A 21,990-nucleotide genomic window follows, 5' to 3' on the forward strand; every position below is an offset into this window, starting at 1 on the left:
AGTGCGGCACACCCGCAGCTTTGCCCTCGGAAACGGTATAGACGGTATAGGGCGCGGCGGGTCGCCTCTTGCGGCCGAACATGAATCCCCATACTGTGCGCATGGATCCGGACACGTTCCGCAGCGACATCGGGGTGGATGTCTACTGGCGACGCCGCCTGGCGGCCCTCATCGCCGTCCTGGTCGTGGTCGCCGTCGTGGCATGGGCCTGCTCGTCGTCGGAAGGGCCGCAGGACGTCCAGGCGGCCCAGGTCGCGCAGACCACGTCTCCCGGCCCCGACCCGCTGCTGGCCGCCCTGCCCACGGTCACGGTCACTCCGACGCCCCCGCAGAACGCCGCCTCGGCACCGCCCTCCCCGGCTCCGACTCCCAGACCGGCCAAGCCGTCCCGCCCGTCCAAACGTCCGGGAGAGCTCTGCGACAACGCCGATCTCGTGCTGGGCCTGCAGGCGGACGGAGAGGTGTACGGCGCGGGCGCCCTGCCCGGGTTCATCCTCACGCTGGTCAACACCGGCAAGGTGATGTGCGTGGCCGACGTGGGCCCCCGCTCCCTGGAGATCCGCATCACCTCCGGCAACGACCGCGTCTGGTCGTCCTCGGACTGCGTGAGCGGTGAGACCGAGAACCTCCGCAAGCTCGAACGGGGAATCCCGCACGTCCAGGTGCTCAAGTGGGACCGCCACCGCTCCGCCGCCGACTGCCGCGCCGAACGCCTCAGGGCCCGTCCCGGCACCTACGTGGCCGCCGTCCGCGCCACCGGCATGAAGAGCCGTAAGGTCGTCTTCCACCTCCGCTGACGACCCGCGCCGGTACGGCGCGCAACCCGGGCTCCCGCACGAGGGCGCGCGACCCGGGTCCCGGGACGGGGTGAGCTGGAGCGGGTCCCGGGACGTGACCGAGTTGGGGCGCCTGCCGCAGTTCCTGCCGGAGATCCACACGGGCGGCCCGTCAGGTGCCGACAGTGCCTGGAACCTCCGCGGCCTCGGCGGGTGCGGATTCCGTAACCGGTGGCTGTCTGCGGAGGGTCACCAAGGCGAGTACGGCCAGGGCCAGGGCGGCGGCGGCACCGATACCGGTGACGAGGTTGAGACCTGTGGTGAACGCCTCCCGGGCGGGGGCCAGCACGGCTTGCGCCTGTGCGGGCGGAAGGTGCGCGACGGAGGTGACCGCGGCCTCGATCGAGTCGCGGGCGGCGGAGGCCGCCTCCGGCGGGAGGCCGGAGGGAAGCGTGGCGGACACGGCCTGACGGTAGACGGCGGAGCCGGCACTGCCCAGGACGGCCACGCCCAGGGCCAGGCCGAGTTCGGTACTCGTCTCGGACATGGCCGCAGCGGATCCGGCCTTCTCGGGAGGGACAGAGCCGACGACGAGGTCGGTGCTCAGCGCCATGATCGGACCCTGGCCGACGTAGATGACGACGACACCGGTGATCAGGAGGGGGAGCCCGGCCGCCTGGTCGAGCAGGGCCAGCAGCAGGAAACCGGCCGCCGACACCGTCAGGGACCCGGCGACCACGACCCGCTCGGGTAGTCGCCGCACCAGGACGGGGGCGGCCAGGGAGGTGAGGATCATGGCGGCCGACGAGGGAATCAGCCACAGACCCGCCGCAAGTGGGGACAGGCCCTCGACTCCCTGGAGGAACCGAGTGACGAACAGGTAGGTTCCGGCGATGACGGCGAGGCCCAGGAGCAGGACGAGCAGGGCGCCGGTGAGGGTGCGATTCCGGAAGAGCGTCACGTCGAGCACCGGATCGGCGAGCCTGCGCTGCCGTCGCCAGAACGCCGCTCCGGCGGCCAGACCGGCCACGACGATCCCGCCGCTCAGGATCGGGTCACCTCCGTGGGACAGGAGCTTGACGCCGTACACGATCGTCAGCATGGCGATCAGGGAAAGCGCGACGCTGGCCGGGTCAGGCCGCCCTGCGGCGGCGTCCCGGTACTCCGGGAGCAGCAGCGGCCCACCCGCCAGCAACAGCGCCATCACCGGCACGGCGATCAGGAACACCGCCCCCCATCCGAACGATTCCAGCAGCGCCCCGCCGACCAGCGGCCCGAGCGCGACTCCGCCGGACATGCTCGCCGCCCAGATGCCGATGGCGGTTCCCCGCTGGCGTGCGTCCCGGAACATATTGCTGATCAGCGCCAGCGCGGAGGGCATCAGCGTCGCTCCGGCGATCCCGAGCAGCGCCCGGGCGGCGATCAGTGCCTCGGCGCTGGGGGCGTACGCAGCGGCCACCGATGCCACGCCGAACGCTCCCGCTCCCCACATCAGCAACCTGCGTCGCCCGATCCGATCTCCCAGCGTCCCCATCGGCACGAGGAATCCGGCGATCATGAACCCGTAGACGTCGGTGATCCACAACATCTGCTCGCCGCTGGGCCGCAGATCGGCGGCCAATCGCGGTACGGCGAGATAAAGCACGGTGACGTCCATGGCCAGCAGCGATGTGGGCAGGGCCAGTATCGCGAGCCCGGTCCACTGGCGCGCCCCGGCGACGTCCGGTCGCCGGGCTGGGGTTTCTCGTCCAGATGTCGATGTCATGCGGCAAAGCTAAAGTGTCACATGGATGTGATAGTCAAGCCGTACATCGGAGGAACCATGCGCATCGGGGAGCTCGAACGCCGCAGCGGGGTCAACCGGCGCCTCCTGCGCTACTACGAGGAGCAGGGCCTCCTCCGTCCCGAGCGCAAACCCAACGGCTACAGGGAGTACGCCGAACCGGACGTCGCAGCGGTCCGTCACATCCGCAATCTGCTCGCTGCCGGACTGTCCACGGCCACCATCGCCGATCTGCTTCCCTGTATGGGCAAGGACGGTGACGACCTCATCGCCGACTGCCCCGAACTCCTGCTCGATCTCCACCGGGAACACGCCCGCATCCAGGCCGCCATCCACGAACTGGAGACCGCCCGCACCACCCTGGAGGCGGTCATCGCCACCGCACCCCCCGAGGCCGAGCGGGCCGCCCGCGCCATGCTCGCCCCGGCGTCCTGACGGGCCCTGTACGGCAGGCGCAGGACGGCCCGTCGCGGATCTCGCTACCCGCCCATCGCATGCTCGATTCAGGGCCGGGCGCAGCTACGGCGAGTGCGCGCCGCAGGCGCCAACGCGCCGTAGGCGCATCAGACGTAGCGTTCCAGGATCGACGACTCGGCCAGGCGGGACAGGCCCTCGCGGATGTGGCGGGCGCGCGTCTCGCCGACTCCGCCGACTTCCTGGAGGTCGGTGGTGCTGGCGGCCAGGAGCTTCTGGAGGCTGGTGAACTGCTCGACCAGGCGGTCGACGATGGTGGTGGGCAGGCGGGGGACCTTGGCCAGCAGGCGGTAGCCCTGCGGGCTCACCGGGCTGTCCAGGGCCTCGGCGCCGGTGTGGCCCAGGATCTGCGCCACCTGGGCCAGGTCGAGGAGGCCGCCGGAGGAGAGTCTGTCGAGCTCGTTCAGGGACTCGGCGACCGTGCGCACGCGGCGGCCCGTCGTGGGGAGGTAGTCGCGCACGATGAGTTCGCGGTCGGTCTCCGTACCGGCGACCAGTTCGTCGAGCTGCAGGGAGAGCAGACGGCCGTCGGTGCCGAGCTCGACCACGTAGCCCGCGATCTCATCGGAGATCCGGCGGACCATCTCCAGTCGCTGGATGACCACCGCGACGTCGCGGACCGTCACCAGGTCCTCGATCTCCAGTGCCGACAACGTGCCGGAGACCTCGTCCAGGCGGAGCTTGTAGCGTTCGAGGGTGGCCAGGGCCTGGTTGGCCTTGGACAGGATCGCCGCCGACTCCTCCAGGACGTAGCGGACGCCGTCCAGGTAGAGGGCGATGATCCGCATGGACTTGCTGAGGGAGATGACGGGGAAGGACGTCTGCACCGAGACCCGCTGGGCGGTGCGGTGCCGGGTGCCGGACTCGTCGGTGGGGACGGAGGGGTCGGGCATCAGATGGACGGCCGCCCGTACGATCTTGTTGTCGTCGCAGTCCAGCACGATGGCGCCGTCCATCTTGGCCAGCTCGCGCAGGCGCGTCGCGGAGAACTCGACGTCCAGCTCGAACCCGCCGCTGCAGATCTTCTCGACCGTGCTGTCGTAGCCCAGCACGATCAGGCCGCCGGTGTGCCCGCGGAGGATGCGCTCCAGGCCGTCGCGGAGCGCGGTGCCCGGGGCGACCGCGGCCAGGACGGCTCTTCGGCGCTCGTCGAGCCCCTTGTAGGTTGCTGCCACCTGACCCCCGTGGTCTGCGCTGCGAGCCCGCTCGTGGACAGGGACCCTCGGTCGGGTCCGGAGACTCAGCTTACCGGCGTGCCCCTCTCCGGGGCCGGAACCGCTGGACGATCATCTTTGCGCGGTGGGCCCGCCGACGGCCACCGGGAGGGAGCCGGGTGGCCTCTCGGGGCGGCCGGGACTGTCCCCTCAGGTGATGTGGGACAGGGCGTCCCAGACGTTCTCCGCCTCGATGACGTCGAAACCGGGGGCGAAGCTCGCACGGCCGTTGACGCGGACCAGGGAGGCCTCGCCCCGTTTCCCCTTGCCGGTCTCCAGGGAGCCGGTCGGGACGAGGGCGCGGGTGAAGCCCAGGCGTGCCGCCTCCGAGAGGCGGCGGCGGACGTCGCGGACCGGGCGGAGCTCTCCGGCCAGACCCACCTCGCCCAGCACCACCAGGCCGGGCGGGAGGGCCTTGTCCCCGGCGGCGCTGGCCACGGCGAGCATCACCGACAGGTCGATCGCGGGGTCGCTGAGCTTGATGCCGCCCACGGTCGCGGTGAACACGTCGCAGCCGCCGAGGCGGGCGTTGAGCCGCCGTTCCAGCACGGCCAGCACCATCGTGACCCGGTAGGGGTCGAGCCCGGAGGAGGAGCGGCGGGGCTGCTGGGCCTCGGTCCGGGCGACCAGGGCCTGGACCTCGGCGGGCAACGGGCGGGTGCCCTCCATGGTGACCGTGACGCAGGTGCCGGGGACCGGCTCGGCGCGGTGGGAGACGAACAGGCCGCTGGCGTCGGCGATGCCCTCGATGCCGTTCTCGTGCAGGTCGAAGCAGCCGACCTCGTCGACGGGGCCGTACCGGTTCTTGATCGCGCGGACCATGCGGAGCCGGGAGTGGCGGTCGCCCTCGAAGTGCAGCACCACGTCGACGAGGTGCTCCAGCGTCCGGGGGCCGGCGATCGAGCCCTCCTTGGTGACGTGGCCGACCAGGACCGTGGACATGCCGCGTTCCTTGGCCATCCTGACCAGGTTGCCGGCGACCTCCCGGACCTGGGTGACCCCGCCGGGGACACCGGTCGCCTGGGTGGAGCCGATCGTCTGGACCGAGTCGACGACGAGCAGGCCCGGCTGGACCTTCTCCACGTGGGTCACCAGCGCGCTCAGGTCGGTCTCCGCCGCGAGGTAGAGGGAGTCGTGGATCGCGCCGATCCGGTCGGCCCGGAGCCGGACCTGGGCCGCCGACTCCTCGCCCGTCACGTAGAGGACGGTCTGCTGCCGTGCGATCTTGGAGGCCGCCTCCAGCAGGAGCGTGGACTTGCCGATGCCGGGCTCGCCGGCCAGCAGCACCACGGCTCCGGGCACCAGGCCGCCGCCGAGCACCCGGTCGAGCTCGGGGACGCCGGTGGTGCGCGCGTGCGCGACCTCCGCCTTGACCTGCCCGATCGGGACGGCCGGGGCGGTGACCGCCCCGCCGGTGGCCACGCTCACGCCGCTGCGGGCGGTCTCCTCGTCGACCGTGCCCCAGGACTGGCACTCACCGCAGCGCCCCACCCATTTGGCGGTCTGCCAACCGCACTCACTACAGCGATAGCCAACCTTCTTCGCCATGGCCGCACGCTACCGGCCCGCACCGACAACTTTCACCCGGTACGGCATGCCGTACCGGGTGGAAGCCCGACGGATCAGGGAGTGACGGGTGCGGCCGGGCGGGTCAGCGGGAGGGTGACCGTGACGCGCAGGTCCAGGTCGGCGGTGGCGCGCTGCGGGGTGTAGAGCGCGGTTCCGGACGTGATCTGCAGGGTCAGACGGCTGTCCCGCGCGGCCCGCCAGGCGATCGTCTCCAACTCGCGGGAGACGAGGTGGGCCCGCCCGTCCAGCCGGACCGGGATCGGGGTCGCCTGGTTGCCGACGACGACGCCGGTGCGCTCATCCACGAGCTGGGCGTACACGAACGTGGTGGTGGGGCTTCCCGCCTCGGCCTCACCCCGGTAGGCGAGGATGACCCGGGGCGCCCCGACCAGCTGGCCCTCGGTGCGCGGGGCCTTGATCTGGACGTTCACGGCCTTGGCGGCGGGCCTGGCGGCGGTCGGCAGGCCGGAGGTGTCGCCCGGGCGTACCTGGAGCTCGCCCTTGCCGGATCCGTGCAGCAGGCCCGAGGGGAACAGCGGGTAACGGGAGGCGCCGCGCCACACGCCGGTGTTGTCCACGTACTCGAAGGCGGGACCGGTGTCGGTCCGCCGCTCGCCCTTCAGGTGGCGGGAGAACCAGGCGAGGCTGATCTTCTCGATGTGCCCGGCGGGACCGGGGTCGCTTGCGCAGGCGCCGTGGCCGCCGCAGAACCAGGCCATCTTCACCGGGGTGCCCGCCCGGCGCAGCCGCTCGTAGTTGGCGACCGCCTCGTCGAGCGGGAACAGGGTGTCGACGGTGCCCTGGAGGATCAGGGTGGGCGCCTCGATCCGCCGGACGAGGTCGCCGGGGCCGCGCTCGGCGTACCACGCTTCGTCCTCGGCGGACATGGTCCCGGTGGTCGCCCCCGAGACGCAGGAGCTGCGCACGGGTGCCGCGACGCGGTTGGTCCCGGCCATGCCTCCGGCGCACAGGATGCCGGCCCAGCCCGCCTTGTAGGCGTCGTCGGGGTAGAGGCTGCCGGTCAGGGAACTCCAGGCGATGGAGGGGATGATGGCGTCGACGCGGCGGTCGGCGGCGGCGGTGATGAACTGGGCGCCACCGCCGTAGCTCCCGCCGGCCATGCCGACTCGGGGGTCGCCGGCCCGGTCCAGCCGGGCCTCCGGCTGCTCGGCGATCCAGCCGATCAGCGCGGAGACGTCGCGGCCTTCGAGGTCCGCGTGGTTGACGTTGGCCTCGCCGCCCGACCCGCCGAAGCCCCGGGGGTCCCAGGTGACGACGTTGTAGCCGTTGTCGCGCAGCGTTCCGGTGCCGACGACTCCGCCCGCGTCGCTGCTGCGGGTCTCGCCGGTGCGGTCGCCGGGGGCCGACCAGCCGGGACCGACGAGCACCGTCGGCGCCTGCTCGCCGGCGCCGAGGTTCCTGGCCGGGAAGAAGTTGGTGACGATCTCGGTGCCGTCGAAGGACGTCACTTTGACCGTGCGGGCCTCCGCCGCGGCGGCCGGCCCGGCGGTGGCGGACCCGGCGGTGGCCGCCGGAGCCATGCCGACGGCCAGGCCGAGCGCGGCCGCGAGGGCCGCCCCTGCACGCATGCGCATCCTGCCTCATCTCTACCGATTAGAACGATGTTCGGTGGCAATGATGACAGTTTGTCCGGTTCGGAGAAAGTGGTTGCTTGCCGTTCGGAGGGTTTTCGTGAGACCTGCTTCAGATGTGACCTTCGAGGTCGGCCAGGAGGAGGCGCTTGGGCTTGGCCCCCCTGATCTGCTGCACGACCTCGCCGTTCTTGTAGAGGTTGAGCGTCGGCAGCCCGAGGACCCCGTACCGGCTGGAGATCTCGGGGTAGTCGTCGGCGTTGAGCTTGGCGATCGTGACGCGGTCGCCGTACTCGGCCTCGATCTCCGCCAGGACCGGCGCGATCATCTTGCACGGCCCGCACCACTCGGCCCAGAAGTCCACCAGGACGGGCTTGTCGCTGCCCAGCACCTGCTCGTCGAAGTTCTCGGCGGTCAACGTGATCATGTCTTGTCCTGCTCTCTCGGTAGGCATCCAGGGCAGGCCGTGGTGAGCTGCGCGGCCACCTCGGCCCGGCGGGCCAGGAGGGTGCGGATCTCGTCGTCGATCTCGGCCAGCTTCCGCCGGTAGACCGCGACCGACTCCGGGCACGAGCTGCCCGACGCGTGCCCGGCCCGCAGGCAGGCCACGAACGGCCTGGCGTCTTCCAGCGTGAACCCCACGGTGAGCAGCGAGCGGATCTCGGTGACGAGCTTGAGGTCCTCCTCGCTGTACTCGCGGTAGCCGTTGGCCGCACGCCGCGCGGTGATCAGTCCCTGCTGCTCGTAGTAGCGCAGCGCCCTGGTACTGATCCCCGCCCGCCGTGCGAGCTCCCCGATCCGCATCCGGCCCTCCTCACGCGGTCACCGTAATCGTTGACGTCAGCGTCAAGGTCAAGCCCGGCTGCGATGTTCCGCGCCGGAGGGAACCGTAACGCGGAGGAAAGATCTAGGATCGTCTGTTCATGTTCCGTTCATCGCCGTTCAGGGAGCCGGACGTGTATCACGACATCGTCGAGTTCGCCCAGGGCACTCCCGGGTGGCTGCACGCCTTCGCGGAGACGGGGACGGACGCCGGGCTGTTCGTCTTCGCCGCGCTGTACGTCCTGGCCGGGTGGAGGGCGCGCGCCCGGCAGCCGCGTGACATGGCGCTGGTCCTCCTCGGCCCGGTGGCCGTGACCCTGGTCTACCTGCTCAGCGAGGTCATCAAGATCGTTGTCCGGGAGGACCGGCCCTGCCGGGGACTGGTGACCATCGCGGCCTGTCCCGAGGCGGGGGACTGGTCCTTCCCGAGCAACCATGCGGTGATCGCGGCGGCCGCGGCCGGCACCCTCGCCCTCGCCTGGCGCGCGCTGGCCCCCTTCGTGCTGCCGCTGGCCGCGCTGATGGCCTTCTCGCGCGTGTTCGTCGGGGTGCACTACCCGCACGACGTGGCGGCCGGATTCCTGCTGGGCGTGATCCTGGCGCCGTTGCTGGTGCTGCTGCTGGTGGGGGCGGGCACCCCGGTGGTACGCCGGTGGGGCTCCCTGCTGATGGCCCCCGCGGGCGACCGGAGCGGTCAGTAGAGCCGCCAGCGCAGGAGGTTGGGGTAGGCGATCTCCAGGCCGGGGGTCTCGGCGATGGCCCGTTCCGCGATCGCCGGGGTGAACTCGATGCGCAGGACCGCTTCGAGGTCGGCCCGGCGCTCGAAGGACATGCGCAGGTCGAGGCGCTGGGTGGTCCAGCCCTGGGCGGCCCAGAAGTTCTCCACGGACCTGGTGGAGTAGGCCGGGATGGACTGGCTGAACCAGCGGCCGAAGGCGCCCCGGGTGGCGTCGATGTCGATCACGAAGGCCGCGCCGCCGTGCCGTACGACCCGGGAGAGTTCGGCCAGGCCGGGCTCGCAGCCGGGACCGAAGAAATAGGCCCAGCGGGCGACGGCGACGTCCACCGAGGCGTCCGGGAGGGGAAGGGCCTGCGCGGTGGCGGCGTGGATCTCCACGTTGGGCAGGGCGCGGCAGCGGCGCCTGGCGAGTTCGACGAGATCGCCGTGCGGCTCGACGCCGATCACCCGCGCCGCGGTGGCGGACGTCGCGGGCAGGTGGTAGCCGGTCCCGCAGCCGATGTCGAGGACGGTGGAGCCGGTCCACGGGCGGATGGCGGCGATCGCCGCCTCGATCCGGCCCTCGGGGTCGACCGCCCGGTTCTCCAGCTCGTAGATGTGGGGGGTGTTCCAGATGTTGGGGCTGGGGATGGCGCCCTTCACGAACCGCGGCATCCTTCAACCGTAGCCATGAGCCCGGATGCGCGTTCCGCGTGCGCTGTCCGGATATCGTGCGCCGCCCGGATATCCGGTCCAGAGTGTGAACCGGACCCGGATCCGGGTAGCGTCCGGGCAAGTGGCCCGTGTCTCCGCCGGTCGTGTGATCTGGACCGCACGGGGGTGGCCGGACGCCATTCCGTAACGGGCCCGCTTAGTCTGGCACTGTGAGGGATCGAAGCGAGCGGGCAGACGGACAGGCGGGCATCGAGTCGTTCGCGGTCGAGAACGCGAAGGCGAGGAGTTTTCGATGAGCGTCATCCGGGTGCCCAGCGCGAAGGTCGCCCTGTCCACGGCGTCGGTCTATCCGGAGCGCACCCCGGACGCCTTCGAGCTGGCGGCGCGCCTGGGGTACGACGGCGTGGAGATCATGGTGGGCGCCGACCCCGTGAGCCAGGACATCGACGTGCTGGAACGGCTGGTCGACCACTACCAGCTGCCGATCCTGGCCATCCACGCGCCCTGCCTGCTGGTCACCCAGCGGGTGTGGGGCAAGGACCCGTGGGCGAAGCTGAAGCGCGCCCAGCAGGCCGCGGAGCGGGTCGGCGCGAAGACGGTGGTGGTGCACCCGCCGTTCCGCTGGCAGCGCGACTACGCGCGTGACTTCGAGGTCGGCCTGGCCAGGATGCGCGAGGAGACCGATGTGGTCTTCGCGGTGGAGAACATGTTCCCGCTGCGGGCCCGGGGCAACAAGGTGGTCCCGTACTCCCCGGACTGGAACCCCGTGGACTACGACTTCCCCCAGGTGACGCTCGACCTGTCGCACACGGCGGTGTCGGGGTCCGACGCCTGGGAGATGTTCACGAAGCTGGGCGACCGGCTGGCCCACCTGCACCTGGCGGACGGGGTGGGCATCCCCAACCGGGACGAGCACCTGGTCCCGGGACGCGGCAGCCAGCCCTGCGCGCCGATCCTGGAGCGGCTGGCGAACAGCGGGTTCGACGGCCTGGTCGTCCTGGAGATCAACACGCGTAAGGCGGCCAGCCGTACCGAACGCATCGACGACCTCGCCGAGGGGCTGGCCTTCGCCCGCCTCCACCTGGCGGCCTCGGCCAACGCGTGAGCGACGTGACCGCGGAGAGCGGTGTGGCGGCCGGGAGCGGGATCACGGCGGGGAACAGCGCGGCGGCCGGAGACGAGATCGCGACGGCGGGCGGTGTGACGGCGGGGAGCAAGGCGGCGGGCAGGCGGAGGCCGGGACGCAGGCCGGGGTCCGCGGACACGCGCGGTGAGATCATGGCGGCGGCGCGCAGGACGTTCGCCGAGAAGGGGTTCGACAAGGCCACGATCCGCGGCATCGCCCGGGAGGCGGGGGTGGACCCGGCTCTGGTCCACCACTACTTCGCGAGCAAGGAGGGCCTGTTCGTCGCGGCGATGGAGCTGCCGGTCAATCCGGAGGACGTCATCCCGCTGCTGGTGGCGGGGCCGCGCGAGGAGACCGGCGAGCGGCTGGTCAGGTTCATCCTCACGATCACCTCCGACGCCCGGGCCCGCCAGCCCGTGCTGGCGCTGATGCGCACGGCGATGACCAACGAGCAGGTCGTCGGCATGATCCGGGAGTTCATGACGCATGCTCTGCTGGAGAAGGTCGGAGAGGCGCTGGGGGTCCCGCCGATCCGGATGGAGGCGGCGTTCGCGCAGTTGTTCGGCGTGGTCCTCGTGCGATACGTGATCAAACTCGAACCGATCGCCTCGGTCGGCGTCGAGGAACTGGTCGCACTGCTCGCGCCCACGATCCAGCGGTACATCGACGGATCCTGAACCGGCGGATCCTGAACCGGCGGATCCTGAACCGGCGGATCCTGAACCGGCGGATCCTGAACCGGCGGATCCCGGGCCGCCCGCTCCGGGCGGTTCGCCGCGGCCGCCGCGCCGCGGCTCACGGCTCACTGTGCCGCGTCTCACGGCGTTTCGACGTGTCCAGAGCATTGTTCCGGAGTATGAATTAACCATAAGGTGACCACCGTTGCCGAGGGTCCCATCCCGGAAAGAAGTTACTCGCGGGTAGGATTTGGGGCGACCCCTTGTCACCGTGGATGACCGGCGGTCGTACGCTGGCAGCCAACGCCGTCTGTGGGAGGACCCGTGCTCTGGGTAGCCATCATCGGGCTCGTCATGACAGTCGTCGCGCTCGCGCTCGCCGCGCGCCGCGTCGTGTTCCTGTACAAGCTCGCCACCATCGGCCCGCCCGCCCCCGAGCGGATCGAGTACGCCAAGAACAACGTGGGCGCCGAGGTCAAGGCCCAGCTGGTCGAGGTCTTCGGGCAGAAGAAGCTGCTGAAGTGGACGCCCTCCGGCGTCGCGCACTTCTTCGTCATGTGGGCGTTCTTCATCCTGGCCACGGTCTACGTCGAGGCGTACGGCGCGCTGATCCAGGGCGCGATCACCGGCACGCCGGACTTCCATATCCCGATCATCGGCACCTGGCCGGCCCTCGGCTTCCTGCAGGACTTCATCGCGCTCGCCTGCCTCCTGGGCCTGGCCGCCTTCGCGATCATCCGGATCAAGAACTCCCCGAAGAAGCTCGGCCGCGGCTCCCGCTTCTCCGGCTCGCACCTGGGCGGCGCCTGGCTCGTCCTGTTCATGATCTTCAACGTGATCTGGACGCTCTTCCTCGCGCGCGGCGCGGCGGTCAACACCGGCAACTTCCCCTACGAGTCGGGGGCCTTCATCTCCGAGGCGGTGGCGCGGGTCCTGCCGACCAGCACGCTGCTGGAGGAGATCGGGCTGCTCCTGCACATCGGCGTCATGCTGGTGTTCCTGGTCATCGTGGTGAACTCCAAGCACATGCACATCTTCACCGCGCCGATGAACGTGCTGTTCTCCCGCCGCCCCGACGCGCTGGGCCCGGCGCAGGAGATGCGCATCGACGGCAAGGTCGTCGACTTCGAGGACGAGGACCTCGACGGTGACCGGCTGGGCCGGGGCAAGATCACCGACACCACCTGGAAGGGCTTCCTCGACTTCTACACCTGCACCGAGTGCGGGCGCTGCCAGTCGCAGTGCCCGGCGTGGAACACCGACAAGCCGCTCTCGCCGAAGATGCTCATCCTCGACCAGCGCGACCACGTCTTCGCGATCGCGCCGTACCTGATGGCGACCGAGGAGCAGCGCGCGCACGCCGGCCAGGACGTGCTGGCCCTGCTGGAGAAGCCGCTGGTCGGCGAGGACGGCGTCATCCACCCGGACGTGCTGTGGTCCTGCACCAACTGCGGCGCCTGCGTCGAGCAGTGCCCGGTGGACATCGAGCACATCGACCACATCCTCGACATGCGCCGCTACCAGGTGATGGTGGAGTCGAGCTTCCCGTCCGAGGCCGGCGTCATGGTCAAGAACCTGGAGAACAAGGGCAACCCGTGGGGCATGTCCGAGATGAAGCGGGCCGACTGGATCGAGGAGCTCGACTTCGAGGTCCAGATGGTCGACGAGAAGATGCCCGAGGACACCGAGTACCTCTTCTGGGTGGGATGCGCCGGCGCCCTGGAGGACCGGGCCAAGAAGACCACCAAGGCCGTCGCCGAACTGCTGCACATCGCGGACGTGAAGTTCGCGGTGCTCGGCCCGATGGAGGCCTGCACCGGTGACCCGGCCCGCCGCCTGGGCATGGAGTTCCTCTTCAACATGCTGGCCCAGCAGAACATCGAGACGCTGAACGAGGCCGGGGTCAAGAAGATCGTCGCGACCTGCCCGCACTGCTTCAACACCCTCGCCAACGAGTACCCGCAGCTCGGCGGGCACTACGAGGTCGTCCACCACACCCAGCTGCTGGCCAAGCTGGTCGACGAGGGCAAGCTGGTCCCGGTCACCCCGATCGAGGAGAAGATCACCTACCACGACCCGTGCTTCCTCGGCCGCCACAACAAGGTCTACTCGCAGCCGCGCGACATCATGTCCAAGGTCCCCGGCGTCAAGAGCCAGGAGATGCACCGCCACAAGGAGCGGGGCTTCTGCTGCGGCGCCGGCGGCGCGCGGATGTGGATGGAGGAGCGCATCGGCAAGCGCATCAACACCGAGCGGGTGGACGAGGCGCTGACCACGGACCCGGACACCATCTCCACCGCCTGCCCGTTCTGCCTGGTCATGCTGGGCGACTCGATCAACGAGAAGAAGAACGCGGGCGAGGCCAAGGAGACACTGGAGGTCGTGGACGTGTCCCAGCTCCTGATCAAGTCCATCAAGGGCGAGCCGGTGGAGGCCTCCTGAACCACCGGGTTCACCGGCTCCGGATGATCTCGCGCTGACCGCGTCCACCGGGGTTTCCCGATCGAAAGTCAGGCACGGCCGTATTTTGCGAGCCGTGCCTGACTTTTTGTCAGGCTTTCACGAAAAGGACAACTGGCCCGAAAACACTTCTCCACATCACAGTAAAATCACGGTAACCTCAACGTCGCGTAGCTCATTCGACGGGGAGGGGCTGGCGGTGCGCGTCGTCGTCATGGATGCCGAAGTCACTTTGGCCGACGTTCTGTCCCTCCGGCTCACCGTGGACGATCCCCTCACCGAAAGTGCCACGCTTGTGCTGCGCCACCGGACCAGCTGCGAGGAACGCGCCGTGGCGCTCGGCGCCCCCGAGGCGTCCGGCGCGCAGACCCGCGACATGACGCTCGCGGTCTCCCTCGCCCCGCTCGACCTCGGCTCCGGCCGCTGGGACGTCTACCTGGAACGGGCCGGACGGCGCACCCGGCTGCGCAGCATCGATCCGGGCTTCTCCCTGGACCATCTCGACGCCTACGCGCTGAGCCGCCGCACACGGGCCTACCGGGCCTACCGGACACGCAACGGCTTCCTCGCCCTCAAGGTCGACCAGGTCGAGCCGGCCGCGGAGGTCCGCGCGGTCTGGTTCCGGGAGGGCCGCTTCGAGGTCACCGGGCTGCTGGCGTTCACCGGCCTCGACGACGACGAGTCGCGGCACGAGGCCCGCCTGGCGCTGCGCCGCAGCGGGACCGACGCCGAGCTGACCGCCGTCGCGACGGTCCAGGGCGTGCGCTTCCACGCCGCGCTCTCCCTGTGCGACGTGGTGGGGGCCGCATCCGAGGAACCGGGCACCTGGGAGCCGACGCTGAAGGTGGACGGCCTGGCCGAGCCGCTCCGCCTGGGCTCACAACTGGACGACGTGGACGGCAAACGCCGCCGCCTGCACTATCCGGCCGCGCAGATCGACGGGGTGCCGATCCGGCCCTGCTACACCGCCGACGACAAGCTCATGATCGAGGTGGGTGGGTGAGGATCTGCCTGCTCGTTCCCTCGGCGTACGGCATGCGGGGCGACGTCCGCTCCGTCATCAACCTCGCGGGGGAGCTGGCACGGCGGCACGAGGTCGAGATCCTCAGCGTCCGGCGGCACAAGGAACGGCCGTTCTTCCCGGTGGAGACCGCGGTGAAGCTCTCCTGGGTGGTCGATGCCAGGCCGGGTGTGCGTCACCTGCTCCCACGGGGGCAGATCCGCACCGAGGTCGCCCTGTGGCGGCGGTTGCGCGCCCTCCGGGCCGACGCGCTGATCACCACCAGGCCGGGGCTGGGCGTGCAGGCCGCCCGGCACGCCCCCCGCGACATGGTGCGCATCGCCCGGGAGTGGGGCCGACCGCCGGTGCCGGGGCCGATCAAGAAGTTCTACCCGCGCCTGGACGCGGTCGCCGCCGCCACCGAGACCGGGCGTCAGGAGTGGGAGCGCCTGATGGACGGCGGCGTCAAGGTCAGCCTGATCCCGGACGCCCTGCCACCGGCGCCCTGGCCGCGTTCGCGCATGGACAACCGCATCATCGCCGCGGGCGGCCGTCTGGTTCCGGTGAAGGCCTGCGACCGGCTGATCCGCGCCTTCGCCGTCATCGCCGACAAACGCCCCGACTGGCGGCTCCGGCTGTACGGCGGGGGCCCGGAGGAGAAGCGCCTGCGGGCCCTGGTCCGCGAGCTGAGCCTGCACAACCACGTCTACTTCATGGGGACCACTCCCGACCTGGCAGGGGAGTTCGCCAAAGCCTCGATCGTGGCGGTGACCTCGCGGACCGAGGTGCTCGGGATGACGGTGATCGAGGCGATGGCCAGCGGGGTGCCGGTGATCGGGTTCGACAGCTCGCGCGGACCGGGGGAGTTCGTGACACACGGCCGCAGCGGGGTCCTGGTCCCGGAGGGGGACGATGAGATCGAGGCGTACGCCGCCGCCCTGCTCGCCCTCATCGACGACGAGCGCAGGCGCCGGACGCTGGCGGCGGGCGCGCTCGGAGCCGCGGCCGTCCACGAGGCGCCCGTGGTGGCGGAAAAGTGGGAAGAGCTGATCACGGCTGCCTCCCGGCGCGCCTGACGAGGGTACCGTTGGGTCATGCATGGGTACAGCGGGGACAAGCAGGCCTATCTCACCCGGTTGCGTCGGATCGAGGGGCAGATCAGGGGCCTCCAGCGGATGGTCGAGGAAGACGCCTACTGCATCGATGTCCTGACGCAGGTGTCGGCCGCGACGAGGGCCCTGCAGGCGGTGGCGCTGGGCCTGCTGGAGGACCACATCGGCCACTGCGTCGCCGATGCCATCGGCACCGGGGGACCGGAGGCGGCGGAGAAGGTCAAGGAAGCGTCGGCGGCGATCGCCCGGCTTGTCAGGTCGTGACTAGTTACCCGAGGGTCTTCACGAACCACGTCCCGGACCCCTTGGAGGGGGTCCGGGACTAGGTGGTGCAGATAGTTCCTTCAGCGCTCAGCACGTAGCCGGAGCGCTCAATCCGAGCGCGTTGTCGAGCTCCGCCAAGGTGAGCGGCCGTTCGCTGCCAGCGACGGCACTGAGAACCTCGGCATAGAGCGCGATCTCGTCCAACGCGTCACGGTCGTGGACCCGTAGGTCCAACTCGTCGTGCCCCACCGCGTCGTCCTTCCTTCCGCAGCCCACACCCACTTCGAGGTTACGGCGGGGGGTCTTGGGTGCCCATGGCCCATCGGGACCATTCGACACAGTCCGGTGCGCCCCCACCGCGCACCCTGAAGGGTCATTTCCCGAATGCGAGATCACGATTCAGCTAATTGTGTGACACGGTAGGTATTAGAAGGATATAGGGGGAGTAAGGATGAAATAACTGGATCTGCGGTTTAAGCCCGCTTTGGCGAGGCCGGTCCGCTTCAGAAGTGACGCGGGTATGTTCCTGATACCCCTGGGACTTTCGATACTCCTGGGAGGGGATCGTCCCGCTCGTGCGCCAGACGGTGCACGAGCGCCGAGGCCGTCGCGAACCCCCGCTCCGGTACGGACGTCCCGGTCAGCCGGCACCAGGCCAGCCCCGTGGCGTAGGCGGCGCCCAGCAGCGCCGCCGCCGAGGCCCGGTCCGGCGGATGGAGGGCGGAGGGCAGGACGGCCGGTCCTGCGGGGGGCGGCGCCGGAGAGGACCCCGTGGAGAAGCCCCCGGAGCCCGCAGGGGACGCGGAGGACGCGGAGGACGCGGCGCCACCGGAGCGCGGCCAGCAGCCCCGCAGCGGGTGCCCCGGATCGGTGAGGACGACGTGCAGGATGTGGCGGAGCTCCGGGTCCAGCCATGGGTAGAGCCCGTCGGCGGCCCGGGGCGCGTGGGCCGCGACGTCCGCGGCGAGCAGCGAGCCCGCCACCGCCCGGGGGTCGGCGCCCTTCGGAGCGAGGAAGGCCAGAGCCTCGACGAGATCGTAGAGAGCGTGCTGGAAACGGTCCCCGGGGGAGCTCTCGGCCAGCGCCACGTGGACCGGGCAGCGCGACAACCACAGCCGCCGCACCTCGTCGTCCCCGCGATGGGCGGCGGAGACGTCCTCCCCGGTCCGGCGGAGGATCGGCGCCACCATCGCCGGCAGCGCCTCGGCGCGGGGCCGGAAGCGGCGGTCGCCCCGGACGGCCTGGGCGGTGTCGGCCATCAGCGCGACCAGGCGCAGTCCGGCCTCGGGGTGGCCCGCGCGGACGCGCTCGCCGTACAGGGCGATCAGATCGTCGAGCGGGACGGGCGCGAGCCAGCGGACCCACTCGTCGCCCGGGAGCGGACGGGTCAGGAACTCCCCGAACATCGACAGCAGTACCTCGTTGCCGTCGAAGGCGGGAGCGTAGGCGCACCACATGAGCGTGCCCCAGACGGCGGCGACCGGGCTGGCGACCTCCGGGGCGAACAGCTCGGCGAACGAGCCGTGCACGGGGAAGTCCTCCCTGCGCCGGCCGCGCTGCGCGACGACCAGGGCCCGGACCCGCTCGGTGATCTCGTACGGCACGTCCGGGCCGACGAACCCCTGGACCGACCCCCGGTCCACGGCGAAGTCGGGACCGGATGGGACGAGGTGCGGCATGATCATGGAGGTGGTCCGGACGATCCGGGCTCCGGCGCGCGTCTCCCGGTCGGCCGGGGGCGGGGACAGGTGCCAGCGGCCGTCGGCCGGGTCCTGCCGGTACCACCGGGCATGCGCGCCGAAGAGCCACCGGCCGCCGTCCGGCGTGTCCAGCACGCGAAGCGCCACGGCCTGGGCGCGGGCAGGCGGGGGCAGCGCCGCCCACCGGGGGTCGGCGACTATGGCGCGCACATCGCTCTCGATGGCGGCGAAACCGTCCCACTGCCGCACGGCGGTCATGTTACTCACGACCCCGCCCCGCCGCCGGGCCCGGTGACGGGACCCGGAGGCGGGGAGGGTCGTCGTGGTCCGGTGAGAGGGCTCAGGCCGGGGGGAGGGCCTGCGCGGCACGGTGACGGGCCGCCTTGGCCATGTAGTTGTCCGGGGTGCGGGCGAAGGAGGCGCGGTCGTCGTCGGTGAGCTCCCGGACGATCTTCCCGGGGACTCCCGCCACGAGGACTCCGGCGGGGATGCGCTTCCCGGGGCCGACCAGGGCTCCCGCGGCGACCAGCGTTCCCGCGCCGATCCGTGCGCCGCCCAGCACGATCGCGCCGATGCCGATGAGGGCCCCGGTCTCCACGTGCGCCCCGTGCACCATGGCCTTGTGGCCGAGGCTGACCCTCGGCTCCAGTACGGTGGGCTGGCCCGGATCGGCGTGCAGGCAGCACAGGTCCTGGATGTTGCACTCCTCGCCGACCTCGATGGCCTCGTCGTCGCCCCGCAGGACCGAGCCGTACCAGACGCCGGCGGCGCGGCCGAGCCGTACACGACCGACGATCACCGCTCCGGGAGCTACATATGCTTCTGGGTGGATATCAGGGGATGCGTCATCGTCGAGTGAGGCGATATAGGGGGTGCTCGTCATGGGATCGATGTTACGGGGAGTGAGTGTGTCCGGTATTTCCGCAAGGAGGTCGCGCGTTCCGGTTGCGGTCTGGAGTAGATGGCAGCAGAGTCGTTTCCTGACGTCTCCTTTTCCGCCACACGACCTCTAACGGGCATCGCAATGACAAACCAGCATGAGAGTTTTCCCGACCTGATGCATGAGGACTCGTTTGAGGTCGTCATGCGTGGCTACAGCCGCCGTCAGGTCCATGACTACATGATCCGGACGCGCAACCAGATCCGCGATCTGGAGGAGAGGGTCGCGCGGGCGATCGACCAGGCGGAGCAGGGCAGACTGGAGCTCGCCGAGGCGCGGCGTAGACTCTCCGAGGCTCCGCAGGACTACGACGAGCTCGGCCAGCGGCTCAGCCAGATCCTCAAACTGGCCGAGGAGGAGGCGGCGGCCAAGCGCGAGGTCGCCTCGGCCGAGGCCGGCAAGCTCCGGGAGGAGGCCGCCGCCGACGCCGATCGCATGCTGACCTCCGCCCGTGAGCGCGCCGAGGGCATCCTGGGCTCCGCCCAGCAGGAGGCAGAGCGCATGCTGACTTCCGCCCGTGAGCGCGCCGAGGGCATCCTGGGCTCCGCCCAGCAGGAGGCAGAGCGCAGGGTCGGAGAGGCCACCGCCAACGCCGAGCAGATGCTGGCCCAGGCGGGCAACGACGCCGAGGAGAAGCTCAACGCGGCCCGCACCGAGGCGGACGAGACACTGCGGAGTGCCCGGGCCGAGGCCGAGGCCACGCTGACCTCCGCCCGGGCCGAGGCCGAGGCCACGCTGACCTCCGCCCGGGCGGAGGCCGAGTCGACCCTGACCTCCGCCCAGCAGCGTGCCGCCGTCCTGGACGAGAGCACGGGCCGGCGGGTCACCTACCTCACCGACACCCACCGCGAGGTCATGCGCCGTCTCAACGAGATGAGCACGGTCCTCGGTGACCTGATCCAGCGGGAGGACGTCGCCGGCGCCCTGATCGACGAGGACGCGGTCCTGCCTCCCGCGCCCGCCCAGGCCGCCATCGCCCCGGCCGGGACGGTCGTCCCCCCGGCTCCGCAGCGCTCCCCCGAGGTGGAGGCCGTCCGGGTGATCGTGGAGGACGACGAGGACGGGGCGGAGACCCCCGCCAGCGGTCACCCCGTCGCGACCGCCGACGACACCGACACGGACCTTGAGCCCGTGCGGCATGACGACGAGGAGTTCGCCGCCCGCAAGTGAGGCCGTGAGCGGAAGCCCCCGCCCCCGATAGGGTCAGAGGCTTCCGCGATTGGGGGCCCGGCGCCGGAGCCGCATGAGCGTGGCTGACTCCGGCACCGGGCGGTCGTCAAGGGAGCGTGCCGTCGAATCGCTCCCCCTGGTCATGGAGCTGCTCGCGCAGTCCTTCCGGGTCGTCCGCGTCGATGGTCATCGCGCAGCCCGCCTCGCGCTGCGAGGGAGTGAGCGGGTGATGACGAGTGGCCCACCATCGTCCCGCGTCACTCCGCCAGATCGTCCAGTCGGGAAACTCCCGGGCTATCTCCGCCAGATGCCGGTCGAAAGACATCCACGCACCTTCCCCGCGCCCAGGGCCGCCGCTGTGACGTTCCATCTCCGAAGGTGGGACACATCTCTAGAGAAATCAATGATCGCGAAGGTCAGGTCAACCTATCGGTTGACGAAAGGCCTTGATCTATGCGTCGAAGTCATACTGGAGTACATATGAGGCCGAGTCGAGGATCATCTCGTTGACCTCGACGGGGACGCCGTTCGCGGTGTAGGCCGTCCGCATGATCACGAGGACCGGGGTGCCCGCCGGGAGGTCGAGCAGCACGGTCTCATGGGGGTGAGGCATACGGGCCCGCAGTTCCTCGGTGAAATGGGCCGGAGCGTGTCCGAGGTCGCCCAGCCGCGCGTAGACACCGCCGGGGCCGGTGTCCTCCCGCACGACCGCGGTGCCCTCGACCAGGGCGGCGGGAAAATAGGAGACGGCCAGCTGGACCGGCCGCCCGTCCACCGAGTAACGCCTGCGCCGCACCCAGACCTGCGCGCTGTCCAGCACGCGGGCGATCTCCTCCTCCGCCTCCTCCCTGTCGATCTGCATCTCGTCCACGGTGTACGGCCGGCCCCTGGTGTCGGAGTCCCAGATGGCCTGCCCTCGCCCCCACCGTTCCTGGGAGAGCCGCCGGGAACCGTGCCGCCTGAGGGGCCGGAACTGCCGGACGTAGACTCCCGAGCCGCGTTTGGGTACGGCCAGCCCTTCGTTGATGAGCACGGAGAGCGCCTGCCTGGCCGTCGCACGGGCGATGCCGTGCTGAGCCATGAGGGCGTTCTCGCCGGGAAGCCGATCCCCGTCGCGGAACTCGCCGGACAGGATCGCTTCGCGGAGCCCGTCGGCGATGCGCCGGTAGATCGGGGTCTCGGGAGGTACGGGGGATTGCTGCACGTTTGATCACCCTCTGTCACCAGCCAGGTTTGGCGTCTCCAGAGAACTTGCCCCGCCTTGTCCACGATCGCACAGATACAGAGGTTGGTCCCGTGCTTCTTTTGAGCGGATCGTGCCTCTGTGGCGATCTACGAGAGTTTTCTCGGACCGTTACCTTGGAACGATCCCGACCGGTATCGGCGGGCCCACCACCGGCGAGTGACGGCGGCCGCGCACACGGCCCCCGCCGTGTTGAGGAGGACGTCGTCCACGGAGCTCACCCGGCCCAGGCCGAGGCCGTACTGGAGGAGCTCGACGGCGAGCGAGGCACACGCCGCCACGCCCGCCACCGCACCGATCGAGGCGAGGCGCGGCGAGCGGACCGGGAGCATCGCACCCAGTGCGGCGAAGACCAGAAGGTTGCCTCCGACCTGCACGAACGCCGCGCCGGGTGACATCAGGACAAGCTGATCGAACAGGTCGGCCAGCGGGATGAGGTTCACTCCCGAGCCTGTCCCGGGGGTGAGGATCATCCAGATCCAGGGGGCGGTTCCGGTCACGATGGCCACGTCGGCGAGGGCCGTGCGACGGGGCGAGGGATGACCGGAGCGGGTGCGGAGACGGGCGAGGAGAAAGGCGGCGAGGGCGGCGAGCGGGACGGTCAGAACGGCCGCGGCAACGACGCCTCCCCATGTCTCCCACGCCTGCCTCATAACGCAATCATCCCGGGCCGGA

At 70.6% G+C, this 21,990-nt stretch carries 23 protein-coding genes; 10 read left to right on the plus strand and 13 right to left on the minus strand.

Annotated elements, in window-relative coordinates:
- Positions 1–101 precede the first annotated feature (101 nt).
- Positions 102–797 carry a hypothetical protein gene (locus IEZ08_RS18770; protein WP_068928079.1) on the plus strand — a complete coding sequence of 232 codons (696 nt, stop codon included), beginning with the start codon at positions 102–104 and terminating at the stop codon, positions 795–797.
- Positions 798–948: 151 nt separating this feature from the next.
- Here the strand turns inward: IEZ08_RS18770 and IEZ08_RS18775 are convergent, their stop codons facing one another.
- Positions 949–2,541 (minus strand): MFS transporter, encoded by a 1,593-nt coding sequence (locus tag IEZ08_RS18775; RefSeq protein WP_203863162.1) that lies wholly within the window; start codon positions 2,539–2,541, stop codon positions 949–951.
- A gap of 21 nt (positions 2,542–2,562) precedes the next feature.
- Between IEZ08_RS18775 and IEZ08_RS18780 the strand changes: the two genes are divergently transcribed.
- On the plus strand, positions 2,563–2,994 hold the full coding sequence (locus tag IEZ08_RS18780; RefSeq protein ID WP_307815256.1) for a MerR family transcriptional regulator: 432 nt from the start codon (positions 2,563–2,565) through the stop codon (positions 2,992–2,994).
- Between the two features lie 128 nt (positions 2,995–3,122).
- On the opposite strand, the gene disA is transcribed toward IEZ08_RS18780, so the two are convergent.
- From disA to IEZ08_RS18805, 5 genes are all read right to left on the minus strand, one after another.
- Positions 3,123–4,208 carry a DNA integrity scanning diadenylate cyclase DisA gene (gene disA / locus IEZ08_RS18785; protein WP_068928076.1) on the minus strand — a complete coding sequence of 362 codons (1,086 nt, stop codon included), beginning with the start codon at positions 4,206–4,208 and terminating at the stop codon, positions 3,123–3,125.
- A gap of 189 nt (positions 4,209–4,397) precedes the next feature.
- Positions 4,398–5,795 carry a DNA repair protein RadA gene (gene radA / locus IEZ08_RS18790; protein ID WP_068928075.1) on the minus strand — a complete coding sequence of 466 codons (1,398 nt, stop codon included), beginning with the start codon at positions 5,793–5,795 and terminating at the stop codon, positions 4,398–4,400.
- A 74-nt stretch (positions 5,796–5,869) separates the two neighbouring features.
- A complete protein-coding gene (locus IEZ08_RS18795; RefSeq protein WP_068928074.1) occupies positions 5,870–7,411 on the minus strand; it encodes an alpha/beta hydrolase family protein in 1,542 nt (513 codons plus the stop codon).
- 109 nt (positions 7,412–7,520) lie between these two features.
- Positions 7,521–7,835, minus strand: coding sequence for a thioredoxin (trxA, locus tag IEZ08_RS18800; RefSeq protein WP_084780813.1), 315 nt, complete (start codon positions 7,833–7,835; stop codon positions 7,521–7,523).
- Positions 7,832–8,212, minus strand: a complete 381-nt coding sequence (locus IEZ08_RS18805; RefSeq protein WP_189242582.1) for a MerR family transcriptional regulator — start codon at positions 8,210–8,212, stop codon at positions 7,832–7,834. Before IEZ08_RS18805 ends, trxA begins: the two co-directional genes overlap by 4 nt.
- Positions 8,213–8,364: 152 nt before the next feature.
- Here IEZ08_RS18805 and IEZ08_RS18810 point away from each other — a divergent pair, with 152 nt between their 5' ends.
- Positions 8,365–8,931 carry a phosphatase PAP2 family protein gene (locus IEZ08_RS18810; protein WP_189242583.1) on the plus strand — a complete coding sequence of 189 codons (567 nt, stop codon included), beginning with the start codon at positions 8,365–8,367 and terminating at the stop codon, positions 8,929–8,931.
- On the opposite strand, the gene IEZ08_RS18815 is transcribed toward IEZ08_RS18810, so the two are convergent.
- On the minus strand, positions 8,925–9,623 hold the full coding sequence (locus IEZ08_RS18815) for a class I SAM-dependent methyltransferase (RefSeq protein WP_068928071.1): 699 nt from the start codon (positions 9,621–9,623) through the stop codon (positions 8,925–8,927). The two genes, IEZ08_RS18810 and IEZ08_RS18815, sit on opposite strands and share 7 nt — an antisense overlap.
- Positions 9,624–9,915: 292 nt before the next feature.
- On the opposite strand from IEZ08_RS18815, the gene IEZ08_RS18820 reads away from it, so the two are divergent.
- The 6 genes from IEZ08_RS18820 (at position 9,916) to IEZ08_RS18845 (ending at position 16,262) form a co-directional block, all read left to right on the plus strand.
- The gene (locus IEZ08_RS18820; RefSeq protein ID WP_068928070.1) at positions 9,916–10,728 is read left to right on the plus strand and encodes a sugar phosphate isomerase/epimerase family protein; all 813 of its coding nucleotides are present in this window, start codon (positions 9,916–9,918) and stop codon (positions 10,726–10,728) included.
- Positions 10,725–11,426, plus strand: coding sequence for a TetR/AcrR family transcriptional regulator (locus tag IEZ08_RS18825; RefSeq protein ID WP_229803261.1), 702 nt, complete (start codon positions 10,725–10,727; stop codon positions 11,424–11,426). Before IEZ08_RS18820 ends, IEZ08_RS18825 begins: the two co-directional genes overlap by 4 nt.
- Before the next feature lie 324 nt (positions 11,427–11,750).
- Positions 11,751–13,868, plus strand: coding sequence for a (Fe-S)-binding protein (locus IEZ08_RS18830; protein WP_068928069.1), 2,118 nt, complete (start codon positions 11,751–11,753; stop codon positions 13,866–13,868).
- A 217-nt stretch (positions 13,869–14,085) separates the two neighbouring features.
- Positions 14,086–14,889, plus strand: coding sequence for a hypothetical protein (locus IEZ08_RS18835; protein WP_068928068.1), 804 nt, complete (start codon positions 14,086–14,088; stop codon positions 14,887–14,889).
- Entirely contained in the window at positions 14,886–15,962 is a 1,077-nt protein-coding gene (locus tag IEZ08_RS18840; protein ID WP_068928067.1) for a glycosyltransferase, read from the plus strand. The genes IEZ08_RS18835 and IEZ08_RS18840 overlap by 4 nt, the downstream gene beginning before the upstream one ends.
- An 18-nt stretch (positions 15,963–15,980) precedes the next feature.
- Positions 15,981–16,262, plus strand: coding sequence for a metal-sensitive transcriptional regulator (locus tag IEZ08_RS18845; protein ID WP_068928066.1), 282 nt, complete (start codon positions 15,981–15,983; stop codon positions 16,260–16,262).
- Between the two features lie 87 nt (positions 16,263–16,349).
- On the opposite strand, the gene IEZ08_RS18850 is transcribed toward IEZ08_RS18845, so the two are convergent.
- The 3 genes from IEZ08_RS18850 to IEZ08_RS18860 form a co-directional block, all read right to left on the minus strand.
- Entirely contained in the window at positions 16,350–16,511 is a 162-nt protein-coding gene (locus IEZ08_RS18850) for a hypothetical protein (RefSeq protein ID WP_176728638.1), read from the minus strand.
- Positions 16,512–16,765: 254 nt separating this feature from the next.
- Entirely contained in the window at positions 16,766–18,220 is a 1,455-nt protein-coding gene (locus tag IEZ08_RS18855; RefSeq protein WP_189242595.1) for a hypothetical protein, read from the minus strand.
- Between the two features lie 82 nt (positions 18,221–18,302).
- Positions 18,303–18,845 carry a gamma carbonic anhydrase family protein gene (locus tag IEZ08_RS18860; RefSeq protein ID WP_189242584.1) on the minus strand — a complete coding sequence of 181 codons (543 nt, stop codon included), beginning with the start codon at positions 18,843–18,845 and terminating at the stop codon, positions 18,303–18,305.
- A gap of 174 nt (positions 18,846–19,019) precedes the next feature.
- Here IEZ08_RS18860 and IEZ08_RS18865 point away from each other — a divergent pair, with 174 nt between their 5' ends.
- Positions 19,020–20,072, plus strand: a complete 1,053-nt coding sequence (locus IEZ08_RS18865) for a DivIVA domain-containing protein (RefSeq protein WP_506330643.1) — start codon at positions 19,020–19,022, stop codon at positions 20,070–20,072.
- A gap of 106 nt (positions 20,073–20,178) precedes the next feature.
- Here IEZ08_RS18865 and IEZ08_RS18870 read toward each other — a convergent pair whose 3' ends face one another.
- From IEZ08_RS18870 to IEZ08_RS18880, 3 genes are all read right to left on the minus strand, one after another.
- The gene (locus tag IEZ08_RS18870; RefSeq protein ID WP_068928062.1) at positions 20,179–20,397 is read right to left on the minus strand and encodes a hypothetical protein; all 219 of its coding nucleotides are present in this window, start codon (positions 20,395–20,397) and stop codon (positions 20,179–20,181) included.
- 126 nt (positions 20,398–20,523) lie between these two features.
- Positions 20,524–21,276, minus strand: coding sequence for a GntR family transcriptional regulator (locus tag IEZ08_RS18875; RefSeq protein WP_068928061.1), 753 nt, complete (start codon positions 21,274–21,276; stop codon positions 20,524–20,526).
- A 128-nt stretch (positions 21,277–21,404) separates the two neighbouring features.
- Positions 21,405–21,968, minus strand: a complete 564-nt coding sequence (locus tag IEZ08_RS18880; protein ID WP_068928060.1) for a VanZ family protein — start codon at positions 21,966–21,968, stop codon at positions 21,405–21,407.
- Between the last annotated feature and the right edge of the window lie 22 nt (positions 21,969–21,990).

The sequence above is a fragment of the Planobispora rosea genome, from assembly GCF_014648175.1.
Taxonomy (GTDB): Bacteria; Actinomycetota; Actinomycetes; order Streptosporangiales; family Streptosporangiaceae; genus Planobispora; species Planobispora rosea.